Origin of the sequence: Ewingella americana (assembly GCF_006438725.1) — a bacterium.
GTDB lineage: Bacteria > Pseudomonadota > Gammaproteobacteria > Enterobacterales > Enterobacteriaceae > Ewingella > Ewingella americana_A.
The window spans coordinates 54,635-70,190 of the sequence record NZ_RCZD01000013.1 but is presented as its reverse complement, the minus strand read 5'-3'; the positions used below and the strand labels follow the sequence as shown (position 1 = coordinate 70,190).

The 15,556-nt window shown below is 47.3% G+C and carries 11 protein-coding genes, 1 tRNA gene and 3 pseudogenes; 10 read left to right on the top strand and 5 right to left on the bottom strand.

What is annotated here, in order from left to right; all coding sequences use genetic code 11:
• Positions 1–15: 15 nt before the first annotated feature.
• The 7 genes and pseudogenes from EAH77_RS20425 (at position 16) to EAH77_RS20400 (ending at position 6,219) form a co-directional block, all read left to right on the top strand.
• Complete coding sequence (locus EAH77_RS20425) at positions 16–789, top strand: FadR/GntR family transcriptional regulator (RefSeq protein WP_140474639.1); 774 nt, start codon at positions 16–18, stop codon at positions 787–789.
• 133 nt (positions 790–922) lie between these two features.
• Positions 923–998, top strand: a tRNA-Asn gene (locus tag EAH77_RS20420).
• 160 nt (positions 999–1,158) lie between these two features.
• Positions 1,159–2,427, top strand: a complete 1,269-nt coding sequence (locus tag EAH77_RS20415; RefSeq protein ID WP_140474638.1) for a tyrosine-type recombinase/integrase — start codon at positions 1,159–1,161, stop codon at positions 2,425–2,427.
• Between the two features lie 631 nt (positions 2,428–3,058).
• Positions 3,059–3,204, top strand: a pseudogene (locus EAH77_RS25620) (helix-turn-helix domain-containing protein); the annotation flags it as partial.
• A gap of 1 nt (position 3,205) precedes the next feature.
• Positions 3,206–3,962, top strand: a pseudogene (locus EAH77_RS20405) (IS3 family transposase); the annotation flags it as partial.
• 92 nt (positions 3,963–4,054) lie between these two features.
• Positions 4,055–4,180, top strand: coding sequence for a hypothetical protein (locus tag EAH77_RS25700; RefSeq protein WP_277752573.1), 126 nt, complete (start codon positions 4,055–4,057; stop codon positions 4,178–4,180).
• Positions 4,181–4,260: 80 nt separating this feature from the next.
• Positions 4,261–6,219 carry a tetratricopeptide repeat protein gene (locus EAH77_RS20400; protein WP_140474637.1) on the top strand — a complete coding sequence of 653 codons (1,959 nt, stop codon included), beginning with the start codon at positions 4,261–4,263 and terminating at the stop codon, positions 6,217–6,219.
• Positions 6,220–6,455: 236 nt separating this feature from the next.
• On the opposite strand, the gene EAH77_RS20395 is transcribed toward EAH77_RS20400, so the two are convergent.
• From EAH77_RS20395 to EAH77_RS20375, 5 genes and pseudogenes are all read right to left on the bottom strand, one after another.
• On the bottom strand, positions 6,456–7,298 hold the full coding sequence (locus EAH77_RS20395; protein ID WP_241673502.1) for a hypothetical protein: 843 nt from the start codon (positions 7,296–7,298) through the stop codon (positions 6,456–6,458).
• A 448-nt stretch (positions 7,299–7,746) separates the two neighbouring features.
• A pseudogene (locus tag EAH77_RS20390) lies at positions 7,747–8,692 on the bottom strand (ArdC family protein).
• A 593-nt stretch (positions 8,693–9,285) separates the two neighbouring features.
• Positions 9,286–9,576 (bottom strand): DUF1330 domain-containing protein, encoded by a 291-nt coding sequence (locus EAH77_RS20385; RefSeq protein ID WP_140474635.1) that lies wholly within the window; start codon positions 9,574–9,576, stop codon positions 9,286–9,288.
• A gap of 84 nt (positions 9,577–9,660) precedes the next feature.
• The gene (locus EAH77_RS20380; protein WP_140474634.1) at positions 9,661–10,731 is read right to left on the bottom strand and encodes an aldo/keto reductase; all 1,071 of its coding nucleotides are present in this window, start codon (positions 10,729–10,731) and stop codon (positions 9,661–9,663) included.
• A gap of 74 nt (positions 10,732–10,805) precedes the next feature.
• Positions 10,806–11,369, bottom strand: coding sequence for a flavodoxin family protein (locus EAH77_RS20375; protein ID WP_206664899.1), 564 nt, complete (start codon positions 11,367–11,369; stop codon positions 10,806–10,808).
• Positions 11,370–11,505: 136 nt separating this feature from the next.
• On the opposite strand from EAH77_RS20375, the gene EAH77_RS20370 reads away from it, so the two are divergent.
• The 3 genes from EAH77_RS20370 (at position 11,506) to EAH77_RS20360 (ending at position 15,492) form a co-directional block, all read left to right on the top strand.
• Positions 11,506–12,411, top strand: a complete 906-nt coding sequence (locus EAH77_RS20370) for a LysR family transcriptional regulator (RefSeq protein ID WP_140474632.1) — start codon at positions 11,506–11,508, stop codon at positions 12,409–12,411.
• Between the two features lie 435 nt (positions 12,412–12,846).
• A complete protein-coding gene (locus EAH77_RS20365; protein WP_140474631.1) occupies positions 12,847–13,761 on the top strand; it encodes a GGDEF domain-containing protein in 915 nt (304 codons plus the stop codon).
• A 558-nt stretch (positions 13,762–14,319) separates the two neighbouring features.
• Positions 14,320–15,492, top strand: a complete 1,173-nt coding sequence (locus tag EAH77_RS20360; RefSeq protein WP_140474630.1) for an MFS transporter — start codon at positions 14,320–14,322, stop codon at positions 15,490–15,492.
• The last annotated feature ends 64 nt before the right edge of the window (positions 15,493–15,556 follow it).

The following is a 15,556-nucleotide window of genomic DNA, read 5'->3' as shown; positions in this document are numbered from 1 at the left end:
CCGATGAAGGGATTTATGAGCACTGAAACGTCACACCCGCCAGAACCGGTACGCCGTAAACGCACCGATGAAATTGTCGATGCCATCAAAGAGAGCATCATCAGTGAAAATTTGTTGCCGGGCGACCGCCTGCCGCAGGAGAAAGAGCTGACTACCCGTTATGCCGCAGGCAAAGGCACGGTGCGCGAAGCGCTGAAATCCCTCGAGGTGCAGGGGCTGATCCGCACCAAAACCGGCCCCGGCGGCGGCGCGTTTATCGATTCGATGACCGAAACGCGTGCCATGAGTTTGCTCTCCAACTACCTGTTCACCCGCCAGCTTTCCATCAGCAATATCTACGCCCTGCGTAAAGCGCTGGAGCCGCTGGTGGCGGTGAGCGCCATTGGTAATATCGACGCCAAAGGTTTCGAGCAGTTGCATCAGCTGATTGCCGTCTACGACCATGAACCCGCCGACGAAACCGAACGCTGGGAACAGCGCATGGCCGAGCTGGATTTCCACGGCGTGGTCGCCAGTTATTCTGACAACGTGCTATTGGCGTTTATCTGCCACTTCCTGCAACGCCTGCTCAAAGATCTGGCGGTGTGCAAAGATATTTACCAGCGTCCCGAACCGGTGGCGCGCAGCGTCGGCATTGATTATCAGTACCGCCTGATCGACGCCATGCGCCGTCAGGACGCCGACGCCGTAGAGTTGATCATGATAGAACACATGCAGCACGCCGAGGACGCGATGCTCGGGCTAGAAGCCACGCTCGAAGAGCGTTTTTTGAGTGACCGGCCAGAGTGACGAGTCTTGAGATACCCTGTTTCGGCTCATTTCTCAACAACTTGGCTAAAGTGCGAGCAAACAATCATAAATATGCATTTGCCCCTTTGACATGCCTGCGAGCAGTCGCTATTATTCGACCCGTTCAAACGATTCCTCTGTAGTTCAGTCGGTAGAACGGCGGACTGTTAATCCGTATGTCACTGGTTCGAGTCCAGTCAGAGGAGCCAAATTCTTATTTTCATGCCGCTTATTGAATCCTTATGTGATTGAGATTCAATAAGTTAGCGTGAAAAGTGTTCCCGATGCATTTTCACTTTTCCCTACGCATCGGGAGAATTTGGTGGTCAGATTTGGGGTCAAGTTGGTTCGATTATGGAGTGACCCCATATGTCTCTCAACGACACTAAAATCCGCAGTCTCAAACCTTCTGATAAACCCTTCAAAGTTTCCGACTCACACGGCCTGTACCTCTTAGTAAATCCAGGCGGTTCACGTCTCTGGTATCTCAAATATCGTATCAATGGTAAAGAATCCCGCATTGCGCTGGGAGCCTATCCTGCTGTCTCCCTCTCTGATGCCCGTCAACAGCGCGAAGGTATCCGCAAGATGCTGGCACTGAACATTAATCCGGCGCAGCAACGTGCTGCTGAACGCATTTCATACACGCCGGAGATAATGTTTAAGGCCGTGGCACTAGCATGGCATAAGAGTAATAAAAAATGGTCGCAGAACACCGCTGACCGTCTGCTTGCTAGCATGAGTAACCATATCTTTCCGGTCATCGGGCATCTGTCAGTTACAGAGCTTAAACCGCGTCATTTCATTGGCCTGCTGAAAGGGATTGAGGAAAAAGGCATGCTGGAAGTCGCGTCCCGTACGCGACAGCATCTCAGTAACATTATGCGCCACGCCGTCCATCAGGGATTAATCGACAGCAACCCGGCAGCCAACCTTGACGGGGTGACAACACCGTCTATCAGACGCCACTATCCCGCCCTGCCACTGGAGCGTCTTCCTGAACTGCTTGAACGGATTGGCGGTTATCACCGGGGACGTGAACTTACCCGGCTTGCAGTTCTCCTGATGCTGCATGTGTTTATCCGTTCCAGTGAGCTGCGTTTTGCATGCTGGTCAGAGATTGATCTCAGAAACAGAATCTGGACGATCCCTGCTACCCGTGAAGCCATTGCAGGCGTGCGTTATTCCGGTCGCGGTGCCAAAATGCGCACGCCGCATATCGTGCCCCTCTCAGGACAGTCCATCGCCATTCTGAAACAGATTAAGAATATCGCCGGTAATAATGAACTGGTGTTCCCCGGCGACCATAACCCGTATAAACCGATGTGCGAAAACACGGTAAATAAGGCACTGCGCCTAATGGGATACGACACGAAACTGGATATCTGCGGGCACGGCTTCCGGACAATGGCATGTAGTGCCCTAATGGAATCTGGCTTATGGCCGCAGGATGCCGTGGAGCGACAGATGAGCCACCAAGAGCGGAACACCGTGCGTCTGGCCTATATCCATAAAGCGGAGCATCTCGAAGCCCGTAAGGCAATGATGCAGTGGTGGTCGGATTATCTGGATACGAGCCGCGAATGTTTTGTACCTCCCTATATTCTGGGCAGAGGAAAAAAGGGTAAGTCCATCTGATCTGTAAATGACCAAGTCAGAAACCTCAACGCCGTATCAGTCTGCCCTGGTACGGCTTTTCATCATAACCGGCAACACAAAGGATTATTGCAAGTGACTCCGGGCAACAGGCAGGTATTTTAAAGTTCCGTTATGTCATTCCGCCCGTTGTTGTTTTACGTTAGACGCAGTATGGCTCGGTGCTCGCCTTGCTTCACTCCTGCAACAACCGTGTTTCGGGTGCCTTTACCTGATGTGTTAAAAATCCGCACAGTCAATGCCAGGGAAAAATGGCGGAGGTAGTCATCAGAATATCGGCCAACATGTAACACGTACTGCCACACCAGCCTACCAGAAAAGGCAAACAGGGCCGCGCTTCTGGCATCATTATCTCCCCAGATGTTACGGTAAATGCCCCGGACGAAATCAGCCTCCGATAATCAAAGTAGATTTGTTGTTGCTGATTTCTGTCCGGGCTTTGAGTATACGAAACTGTATCCCCTCATGGGGCCGTTGCTGCAATGGCGTTCTTAATAAGGCCATTACCCTGAGAAATCCGCTTGAGCCATCAGTATTTATAGTGCCAGGATCATCAGGTAGCTGGCATAAGCTGACTTAGTGGATGACGTTTGCACAGTACATTTGAGGTTCTATGTTTGACTGGGAAGATTTACGTTATTTTTCAATGGTTGCCAGAACCGGGTCGCTTGCCTCAGCGGCAAAAAACTGGGCGTGGATCATGCCACGGTTGCCCGGCGAATAGCTTCGCTTGAAGCCTCCGTTAACCTCAGGCTGATCGCTGAGCAGGACGGTGTTTCGTTATAAACCAGATACGCAACGTGATGAACCGGTGATTCAGGCACTCACTGAAGCGGACGAACGCTATCCTCGCTACGATTTTAAAAAGCTTTTTCAGCTGCTTCGCAGGCAGGGGTACGTCTGGAACCACAAGCGCATACACCGGATTTACTGCCTGTTAAAACTGAATTTTCGTCGCAGGGGAAAATAACGCATACCGGTGCGTACCCCCCCTGGTAACGCCAGAGGCACTCAACCAGAGCTGGTCCATCGATTTTATGCACGATGCACTGGTTTGTGGTCGACAGTTCCGGACCTTCAACGTGGTGGATAACTTTAACCGCGAAGCGCTGGCGATAGAAATTGACCTGAATATCCCGGCACAACATGTTGTCCGGGTCTTGGACAGGATCGTAGCAAACCGTGGATATCCACTGAAGATACGGATGGATAATGGCCCGGAGCTTGTATCACTGGCTCTGGCACAGTGGGCTGAAGAGCATGGGGTGATGCTGGAATTTATTAAACCGGGCAAGCCAACACAGAATGCCTTTATCGAGCGTTTTAACCGGACGTACCGAACAGAAATACTGGACTTTTACCTGTTCAGAACGCTGAACGAAGTAAGGGAAATCACAGAGCGCTGGCTGACGGAATACAACCGAAAGCGGCCTAATGAACCCCTGAATAACCTGATGTCGGAAGAGTACCGGCTGATGGCTGAAAAACCGGAAATCTCAAAAAGTGTGTGGAACTAAAACGTGTGTGCTTACAAGCATTCCAAGTTCAAATGATCGGATTGTACTCATCAATTCAGAACGAGAACCTTTTTGTTGCAGGCGGCGGAACCATGGGTCATCCAGACGCATCCCTGAAAGTGGGATTGGACGATATCAATACCCACAACTCTGAAGTGTCTGTTAAACCCGTGGCGATTCATTCTGCGCTGGCTATCAGCACACCGCCATTGTTTTAGCTAAGTATGTACGTGTAACATCACTTTCAATCAGTAACGAAATAACGTAGATCTTCATTTAAATAGGCAGAAAACCGATTATGGATTACCTCGATGATTTGCCTAAGCGCGATCAAAATCATGTACACGATACAATGGCTAAGACTGCGTTTGAGGCTTTTATCGCTTCGTCGGGCGTGGTTCTTAAACAGAGTTCAGATGCTAGTGATTACGGCAGTGACTATCAGCTCGAAGTAATGCATGATGGAATGGCTACCAATGTCCGAATCCAAGTGCAGTTAAAAGGTACTGCTGCAGATTTGAATGCCGATAGATCTGTGAGTATTTCAGTTAAACGTTCAAACCTAAATTATCTCCTTATGAGCCCGGGCTCCCTTTATGTTTGTCTTCATATTCCGACAAATACGCTGAAAGTTACCTCTGCTCAGAGTGTTCTTGCACAATACCAAAATATGGACGAAAGCTGGCAGTCTCAGAAATCCGTCACCGTCAATTTTGCTGAAGATTTGACAGAGCATCGCCTTATCAAGGCTACCTCACTGGTCCGCCTTAGCGCACTTGACGCGCGCAACCGACGTGTAGCTCATAGAAAAATGAGTGACAATGAGATGGTGGTCCATGTTAGGAATTTGCTAACCGTTTATGAAGTCGCAGATAATACTTCCTCTGCAGTTCATCAACTTATGAATCTTTACCATAGTAACCAGAATGAAGTTATCAGTGCCGCATATGAGCGATTCAAAATAGTATTAGGCGAAGAACATCCGGCAATGATGTTTTGCTATATGGCCGAGATTGATCTTGCAAGTGCTAATGAGGCTTTTGACCGCCAGCGCGTTGAGTTAGGTATTCTGAAAATGCAGGCTTATTCGATTGCAGATGATGCGGATCGTGCAGGACTGCATTACTCCATTGGCAATGGATTTGCTGCGCTCAATGATTTCAACGGAGCGCTGGAAGAATATAAAATAGCATGTGAGCTTAACAAGAAGCACGCCGATGATGAGCTGATGGCAATGATTTTCAAAAATATGGGAGGCAGCTATGCAGCTCTCGAAAATGAAAAACAGGCTGTCGAGTGTTACCTGCAGGCATTGAAACATAATCCTCATCTGGCTGAAGCCCATTATTCTCTTGGTCTTTATTATCACAATACGGGCCAGTTCGAAAAGGCTTTGGAACAACTGGATAAAACTGTATTTTCTAGTGACACGCAAGGAAAACTAATTGATCTTCAGGGCTGGCGTATATCGGCTCTCTTCAATGTTGGTGAAAGCAGGTCTGCGTTTAGAGAGATTAACGCCCTACTGAGCCAGGCAGATAAGGCGCAGTGGATATGGCCATGGTGTTTAAAAATCGTCGCTCAGTTTGGCCGTGAATCAATCGAGAATGCGAAGCTTGGCCTTACCTTCTGGGAATCAGCTTTGCGCCATTGTCCTGAAAGCTCTGTAGCTCAACGTGAATTACTGTTGGCTATAATCTACCTGCGAAATCGCAACATAAATGTTCATAAAACTTATCTCCAGTTTAAAGATGATCTTGAGGCCTGCGCAAATAAAATAGGGGCAGATGCAGCAAGTCTACTTTGGGATCTTCTGGGCCATTGGGCAGAGGATGAAGAACTGGGAGATGAAGCTATATTTTGTTTTGAAAAAGCCTATTTTCTTCAGAAAGGCGATTACGGGTTATGCCTTTCAATCGCACTGAATAACCAACACCGTTTTGAAGAAAGTAAAACATTGATGAAAGCCTATACGTTAGCTTTCCCGAATGATGATCAGGGATGGTACCGATTGGCGAGCGCCTATGATTTGATGGGGCAACTGGAAGAATGCATTGAGCCTTATAGCCAAAGCTTGTCGCTTAATGTCGATAACGATCATGCATGGTTTAACCTAGGTGGCGCTTTCTTCAATATGGGTAATTACACGGAAGCTCGGCGAGTCTGGAAAGAAGCAATAAGTAGATTCCCGGACCATCAATTAACTGCAAAAATCAAAGCTGATATCCCCTTCATACTTACCGATGAACCATCATAATAAAAGTCAACGCGAATCGCCATGGCTAAAAGAATATTAATATGGTTATGCGCAACGAGATAGTCACTTCCGCTATTCGCTCAAAGCAGCTCTTGACCTTTGCCTTGGGCTGCTTCGTGCCAGAAGCGGAACTACGAAAATTTACTATAGGATTATTTTATTGCGAATAAATTAGGTCTTTAACGCTGAGCGGCCTATTTTTTGTGAAGGGATATAGTTGACTAGGTGCAAAACATCTACGAATCAGATGTTAGAATAGTAGTCGTTTTCTTGTCAGTAAAAATTACATCTGCGTCATTATAAAGATTCCAATAGCCGTTATTTTGACCTCCGGAAAATGAACCTGATGGGGTATTAAAGGTTAATATTTCTGCAATAAGGTAAGCATATGAATCTAATTTTGAATCATAGAGACCATCTTTTCCAACAGGATATCTTTTAAATCTTTCTTTATTGTATTCTGGCTGTAAAAGGCTGACAAAAGCTTTTTCCGCATCTGCAACAATTTTTTTATGACCGTAGCCAAAATTTAAATCGACATCACTATTATCACCAAAGCTAGATATAAACAATGGTTCTAGCCTGAACATAAAAATAAAAATCTCTTCACTTACTCTGGCACCAGTGGAACGCTGTTTCTCATTGGAAAGAATATCTGTCCTAGCATGATGCCCATTTTTTATTAATCTATCATAGGTATCACCTACTTTTGCTATTCCTGTATATAACAGATCATATACCATCAAATCGCGATAATTATCAAAGCCGCGAATACCTTCTGTTTGTCTTGAACGAAACCAAAGAATACTTTCCGGCGTTAGTCTATTGATGTAAAAATAGGCTTCATTTTCATCAGGATATGATGTTGTGGCTATTTCCTTAGGCCCAATCATCACTCGCTTGGACATATTCTCTAACTCTTCCGGGCACTTTAATGCATTGAAATCTATTGTGCCTGCCGTTACTATTTTATCATCGGAACATATTTCCACATATATTTCATGAGTGGAAATGAGTTCAGGATTGCAAAAAGAAGTTTCTGCTTTACCTGCAATCATATAAAAGTCACTTTCTTTCATGAATCTCTCATGAGGTCCCTTCTTGAAAGTAACAGCTTCTTGATTTGAGATTGGGGGGAATGTAAGCTCTAAGTAAGTTATTTTAAATCTATTTGAGTCTTTCATTAATATGGCCAGTATACGTTCTCATTTGGAAACGCTATACATGAGAGCATTTAGCTTCAGCGCTGCCTCTAATTGGTTGTACGTAGATCAGCCTAACACATTATGGCTTTAACGTCATTATTATCGATATGCATAGTTTCATTTCAGTTATCATCTTTCTATCGGCAACTTTTAGTTTAATTGGACAATACCAACGTCACCTTTTCGCTGTGAGTTCAACCGATGGATGCAACACACTGATTGAACCGCTCTGGCTGCGTTCCGCCTCAATCATGTACCTACAGCGTTTCTGTCTAAACCTGGACCTGATGAAAAAAAACATTCCTATGCGACTCTTTCTTGCTCAGATTTCATCCACCAAATAGCGATGCGCTTTGGATGCGGCACTGGCGGCCTTGAAAATATAGCGTTTGTCGTTCTTCAGTGCTTTCAGCCAGGAAGCAATATAACTTTCATGCTGAACCTCTCCAGCGATACCCAGATCCGCCATCAGGAACGCGCTTCCCAGCTCGGCGATCAACTCCTCAAAAGCATAATCCTCACTGCCAAACTTCCCTTTCATTTCACGGTTCAGGCGGCTTTTTGCCCCGCTCCAGTGAACCAGCTCATGCAATCCGGTGGCGTAGAAATTGGCCGCATCGGCAAAAAGATACCGGTCCGGTAAGCGGATTTCATCGCTTGACGGTGCGAAAAAGGCGTTTTGTCCCTTCTCAATGATGGTTGCACCACTGTTACGGAAAAGCGCTTGCGTACGCGGTAACAACTCAAAGGTCTCTGTCGGTAAAATTGCTTCGTCACTCAGAGGCAAACCATCAATTTGCTCAACATTAAACACGGCGAACGTCTTCAGCATCGGGAGATAGTCAGTTTCTCCGTCGTCATTTTCCTTTTCCAGCGTGGTATAGAAAATGGCGGTAGTGCCGTGTTCTTCCTTGCGTACCTGCCCGCCTTCCGCTTTTGCCTGTTTGTAGGTCATCCAGCGCGAATCACTGAATCCTTGTTTTGAGGCACTGCACCACAGCAACATAATATTCATTCCACTATAAGCCATGCCAGTTGCGTAATTGGATGGTAAACCAGACATACCGAGGGCACGCTGCCACGGACACGCCCAGGGTTTAACACCGGCTTCCAGTGCCGCAATGATGCTGTCAGTGACGGTCTGATAAATATCAGTTTTGGTTTTGGAAAATTTCGTTTTTGAGGAACCTGACGGGTCCAGCGGGGATACGCTGGTCGCCGCTGCGGTGTTAGGGGGCGCTAGTCTGGGTATGCAGTGAAATCGTCATGGTTTTTCTCCGTCAGTGGTATGATTTTCGTCTTCGTATCGCCTGACGGTTCGCTTTCACGGCATCGTTCCGGCCCGCAAGGGCGCAGCATGCGTGCCATTTACCCTTGCGGGACGGGTTGTGATGGGAAACGATTAACCGGAAGCTAATACGGGAACGGAAAACACACGGGAGAAAAAACTGCCCCTGCATAGCCGGGCGTAGCGCCCCTTGGTTCGCAGCGGTGAAATGGGTTGAAGGTTGGGGTTTAGAAGTTGAATAGCTGTATGAGTTTAGACCTGAGATAGCAGTGTTCTGAGGTAGAACACACCCAAATCTGATATTCTGCTTTGAGCGAAAAACGGACGTTCTGGATCAATGTATAAAAGGCTGTGTGATTCAAAATCATTCCTAAAATTTTTGTCTACCCAAAAGAAGTTCGTCGCTTAATTGAGGCTTCCTCAATAGTAGGCAGCAAACACTGAGGTCTATTTCCTTTCATAACATTCCTATGATGCCCCAATGAACATCATATTTAGTACTAAGGTCTGACATCAGACAGGCCTTAGTGCCAAAGCAGTGTTAGCTTTTTTTATCAAGCATTACGCCGAAAATTAAGCTCCTCCTTCAACTAGCACAAAAGTTCCGGTCGCAGCACCTGCACGTATTGCTCTGGCTGCCTGATATCCAGGACTCTCGTAAAAACGCTTGGCCTCGGCAAAAGATGCAAACTCAAAAACGACGTGCCGTTCATGTGATTCTCCCTCAAGGTTTTCATACTGCCCAGACCAGGCAATAACCTTAGGACTGAACGCCTGCATTGCTTCTCCGGCAGCCTTCGCATATTCGGCGTAGGCAACAGCGTCCGATACGGTGACATGCGCGATCAAATAACCTTTATTCATTTCTTTATCTCTTTTGTTAGACGTGGTTTATTTCAGCGCAATGCAGTTCTACTGGCAAACATGCAAGCAGCGGGATATGGGTTTTTACAACGTTTTAATCACATTCAGTTTCTGAGGGCTGGAGGATGCCTGGCGGCGAGCGGCGTCCTGATGCTCAATCATCCATCCCGGATAATAAGGAGGCAGAGCGCTTACCGCATCCAGTCGCACCAATTCCTCTGCTGTCAGAATGATATCTGCTGCGCCGAGGTTGTCGTCGAGCTGATCGATACGCTTGACACCGATAATGACGCTTGTGACATATGGCCTGGCCAGTAACCAGGCAAGCGCTATGCGGCCGACAGATACGCCGTGTCTTTCTGCAATGACACGCATTTCGGCAACGCATTGCCAGGCCCGATCGAGGTCGACGGGTGGGAAATCGAATTTGCTACGGCGGCTATCGCCATCCGCTGATGAACCGGGTCCGTATTTTCCTGAAAGTAAGCCTCCGGCAAGTGGTGACCAGACAAGGAGGCCCATCTTTTCCTCCCGGACTAAGGGTACCAATTCCCGCTCCACGTCACGTCCGGCAATAGAGTAATAAGCCTGAAGGGTCTCAACACGTGATGTATTAAGTGCCTTACTCAGGCCAAGCGCTTTACCGAGCTTACCTGCGGCCCAGTTCGACACACCAACATAACGAACCAGCCCTTGCCGTGTGAGATCGTCAAGCGCGCGCAGCGTTTCCTCAACGGGCGTGACAGGATCGCTTGCATGAATCTGGTACAAATCAATATGATCGACTTGAAGTCTTTCTAGGCTCCTCTGCACCGAATCCATAATATGCCCACGTGATGCTCCCTGCGCGTTGGGCCCGGAGCCCATAACCCCGCCTGTTTTCGTGGCAAGAATAATGTCGCTGCGTGCAACACCGAGCTCTTTTAGCGCGATCCCTGTAATACGCTCAGACTGGCCGAAGGAATAAATATCGGCGGTATCGATAAAGTTAACCCCGCCGGCGAACGCTCGCGCGAAAAGCTGATTTGCTTCGTCCTGTTCTACTGCGCCTATGGAGGACCACATGCCAGCATCCGTGTTGCCGCCCAACGTCATTGTGCCGAGACACAATTCTGAAACAAACAAGCCTGTACGCCCAAGTTGCTTATATTTCATTTGATTTCCCTTTCCTCCTCACCCGTGACGCCGTGTGCTGATTCAGGATCTGCACATGAGGTAGTTCAATGACGCTATGGATTCATTGGGTGAAACTGTGCGGCAATATTTGCAACACGTGCGCTATAAAGGCGTGCTGTTTCAAGATCGCCTGATGACATTTCTTCAGGCGAAGCATCGGCGGGAGTTTGTGCCATTGGACCAATATTTGAGCCCATCCGATTCAGATCATCACGCAATGAGGCCTTTGTATTCGAGGACTTAATATCCATGTTGACCCAGATACCGCCGTGCTGACCGGCCAGCAAAAAGAAATAGGCCAGCGTATTCAGCTTGTCACCATTAATGCTCGCGCTGTTAGTAAAGCCACCGAAAATCTTGTTAACCCATTTGCCCTCAAACCAGGGTTTTGACGAAGCGTCGGCAAATTTTTTGAACTGCCAGCTCGGCCCACCCATGTAGGTTGGCGAACCGAACAGAATCACGTCTGCCGCGTTGAGCTTTGCCCATTCGTCAGCAGCAATGTTTCCTTCGGAGTCGATAGCCACGAGCGTGGCGCTGGCACCTTCAGCGACAATGGCCGCCATCCGTTCTGTATGCCCATAGCCAAAGTGATAGACGACTACAGATTTAATCATTGAAAGGGTTTGAGTCATGATAATTGCCTTCAGCAAGTGTCTGCGCTGGATAACGCGGTGTGAAGACAGTCTATTAAGTATTACAGTAGGCATAAACAACCTAAAAATTAACACACTGTTATCTTAAAGAGGAACAATGAAAAATCTTGAGGCACTGATCATTTTCGCGCGCGTGGCAGAAATGAAGAGCTTTACCCAGGCAGCTGAAAGCCTTGGTATTCAGAAAGGGCGTGCTTCAATGGTGGTGCGCAAGCTCGAGCATGACGTAGGCGCTACGCTTTTGCACCGCACCACGCGGAGTGTGCAGTTGACCGAAGATGGCCGCATTTTTTATTCGCGTGCACGAGATCTGCTGGCGGAAGCAGACGAACTACAGTCAATGTTCTCATCTGGCGGAATGTCACTGCGAGGGCGTTTACGTGTTGATATGCCGACTATTCTGGCACAAAGCGTTGTTATTCCCGCATTACCACAACTACTGGATGCTCACCCGGAATTCGAACTTGAGCTTTCAAGTACTGACCGCCGTGTTGATCTGGTTCTGGAAGGATTTGATTGCGTAATTCGTCTGGGACCCATTGTTGATGAGACCCTGATTGCCCGGCCGCTGAGAAAATTACGGATGATCAATGCGGCGAGTCCAGGCTATCTGAAACGCTTCGGTGTGCCACAGACGGTTGATGATCTTCTTAATCAGGGACACAGGATGGTTCATTACATGCGGAATTTTGGCGCGAAACCTGACGGATGGGAATATCCGTCAGGTGATGGCTACAATTCGCTGATGTTACCCGGCACGATGACGGTCAACAGCGTACCGGCCTACCACGAAGCAGGACTGGCGGGTTTGGGGTTAATTCAGGGAGGTTATTCCGCACTCTTACCCCATATCAAAAGTGGAACATTGGTTGAAGTCCTTCCGAATCTGCGGCCCAAGCCGCTAAATGCATCTTTCGTCGTCGCGCACCGGCGCAATCTGTCGCAACGAGTGAGGGCTTTTATGAATTGGACTGAAGAAGTGTTGAAACCTTATTTTGACTAATGTCTGAGTGAATTAGGAAACCTAAGGATTGGATCCGTCTGATGAATGAACTGATTCCTTTTGCTGATGAAGAAATACAATCCAGTACGTGAAAGGATCTTGAGCGTGAAGCTGACATTCCTCCAATATATAAAACGTGACATGAGGTATAGCATATTCACGGCAAAATTCTCAGGCTTACTCACCTTGCGTCTGAATTATATGTTGGCCCGTTTTCATTGATAATTGGCTTAATGCCTACTCACATACCCACTATGTCGTTCCTTATACTGTCATCTTGACAGGTGCTGGTTCATCTGATAGATAAGACTTCCCTCAGCTATCATTACTCAGCCTACTTTGTGCGTGTTACGACGCTTCCTCAGACAATAGGAAAGTCGGAGTCTGGCACTCCCCGTAAGCTGATTTTCGTATCTATATGTGTCGGGGCTAACTATGCCATTTTTGAAATATGAGAGCGGCATTTTTACTAAAAACGAATCACGTAAAATCCTGTATATGTCAATGACATTATCGGTGATGTTGTGTATTTCTGTTACGGTGTTTAATATTGTAGGATTTACTACAAAACAAAATGAGGGCTCCTGGATACAAAATTCTGGCTGGATATTTGATGGCATCCAATTGCTGATACTTAACTTTATCTTATGGAACTTTAATCGGTTATTATTGAAAACGAATCTTCGTCGATGGATAAACGCGGGGCTGATCTTCTGGATTGTGTCTGCAGCATTTGATCTGATGGATGAAATTATTCGTCAGCCGATGTGGGTCGGGTATTATATCGAGGACATCAGTAAGCTGGCAGGTATGGTCTGCGTCTCGGTAGGCATCTATTTCATAGTGCGCTATGTGAATGATAAATATTCGGATATGAGCATTAATTCGTTTCGTGATGAGCTTACGCGTTTGCCAAATCGTCGTTATTTTAGAAATGCCCTTATGGACTTAGACAATGTAAGTGTTTACGTTTTTTTAATCGATATCGACTTCTTCAAAAATATAAATGACAAATACGGCCACTACATTGGCGATGACGTCCTAAGAGCCTTTAGCCTGATGCTCGGTGAACTCTTTAAAAAGAACGTCATCGCCGCCCGAGTCGGCGGAGAAGAATTTGCCGTGATCGTGCAAACGTCAGTATTTGAAGAAGCACGATTAATGGCCGAAAAAATATTAGATTGTGTCAGAGAACTAGTGATTAATGATGAAATTCGCTTCACCGTCAGCATCGGTGCCGGAATAAAAAAAGAAAATGAAAGCCAGGAAGGCTTGTTCAGACGTATAGATATCGCGTTGTACCAGGCGAAGCGCTCGGGAAGAAATCGTGTCGAATGGGCAGAGGAGTAAGATAGGAGACGATCGAGTATATCCCTATTTTTCACAGGCTGTATTTCCTTGTGACCTGAGGCCAAAATCAACCAAAAATGCGCTGATAAATTCTGAATGCGTAAATAGCGATGCATCCGAAGCTGTGTAAAAAAAAGCTGAGTCAGGCGAAATAAAAATATAAAACCTACGACCGGTAACCACCCGTGATGACAGAGTGGCAGTTTATCTAAGCGGCCGTTGACGTCCGTTAGTAGCAGGCATGGACAGGAATAACGCGCCAAAATGTGCATATCCCCAGTGGCCTTACCTATCCAACATATTTCCTACATTATACATTGACCAATTTCCATTGGTAATTGGCTGACAGCCTACTCACGCAATCATGACAGCGCTCCTTATACTGACACCTTCACAGGCTGCTGGCTCTTCTAATAAACAAGATCGACCGATTTTCCCCATCAGCCATCATCACTCAGCCTGTTTTCTGCGCGTTGCGACGCTTTCTCAGGCAGTAAGAGATGCGGAGTCTGGCACTAGCCTTATGCTGATTTTCGTATCTTCAGGAGCTTCACCAAAATGAGAAATATGCATCGGCAGGTCCTGATACTTGCAGGCTCTCAGGCCATCTTTCAATCAATATCGGTCCTGATAATGACCATCGGTGGGCTGGCCGGCGCGCTGTTGACGCCCAATCCCTCGCTGATCACCGTTCCGCTCTCAATGGCGAGCCTCGGAACGGTGTTAGTGATGTTTCCCGCGTCTTTATGGATGAGTCGTATAGGCAGAAAAACAGGCTTTATAACTGGCGCGCTGAGCGGAATGGTTTCGGCAGTCATTTCCATGGTAGCAATGATCCATCATTCATTCATGCTGCTGTGCCTTGGGATGTTCTTTTTAGGTATTTTCCAGGCATTTGCGCAGTTTTATCGTTTTGCTGCGGGCGAAGTGGCACTTCCGGCATTTCGTACTAAAGCTATTTCACTGGTCCTGGCCGGCGGCGTCGTTGCAGCTCTTTTAGGCCCGTTTCTCGCCAACTGCGGAAGTGATTTGTTCAGTGTGCCCTATGTGGGTTCATTCCTCTTTATGGGAATAATGGCCTCGCTGGGTCTGTTGTTATTGTCACGCTTGCAGATGCCGGCGCAGCCAGGTGATTCTTCAGGGCTAGTGGTGGCGCGGCCATGGAAAAAAGTGGTTTCACAGCCTGCATACCTTGTCGCCCTTTTTTCCGGCGCATCAGGGTTTGGAATTATGGTACTGGGCCTGACGGCGACACCTATCGCAATGAAGCATTACGGTTTTGACCTGTCACACATCGCTGCCGTGATCCAACTCCACATACTGGGCCGATTCGTACCGTCATTTTTCACGGGAAAACTGATCGATCGGTTTGGCGTCATTAAAATTAAGCTGACAGGCGTTCTTCTCATGTTTGCCTACATTGCTCTGGCTGTTTCGGGTGTCACGTGGGAGATATTTGCCATTGCATTAGTCCTGATGGGAATAGGCTGGAATTTTCTCTACATCGGCGGAACCAGCCTGCTGGCAACCACCTACACCACGGGTGAAAGAGGGATAGCACAAGCGGTAAATGATATGAGCGTCTTTATCTTCAGTCTTCTTTGTTCACTGGGTGCCGGTCCGCTGCTCAATGCTTATGGCTGGAAAACTATGCATCTCATCTTACTGCCCTGGGTTCTGTGCCTTGCGGTGCCAATGCTGTGGCTGGCTTTGCGGAAAAAACGTCAATAAATATCAGAGGAAGAAGTCACTTTGCCATTGCCGTAGAACGAAATACCGGCTCGGATGATTTTAA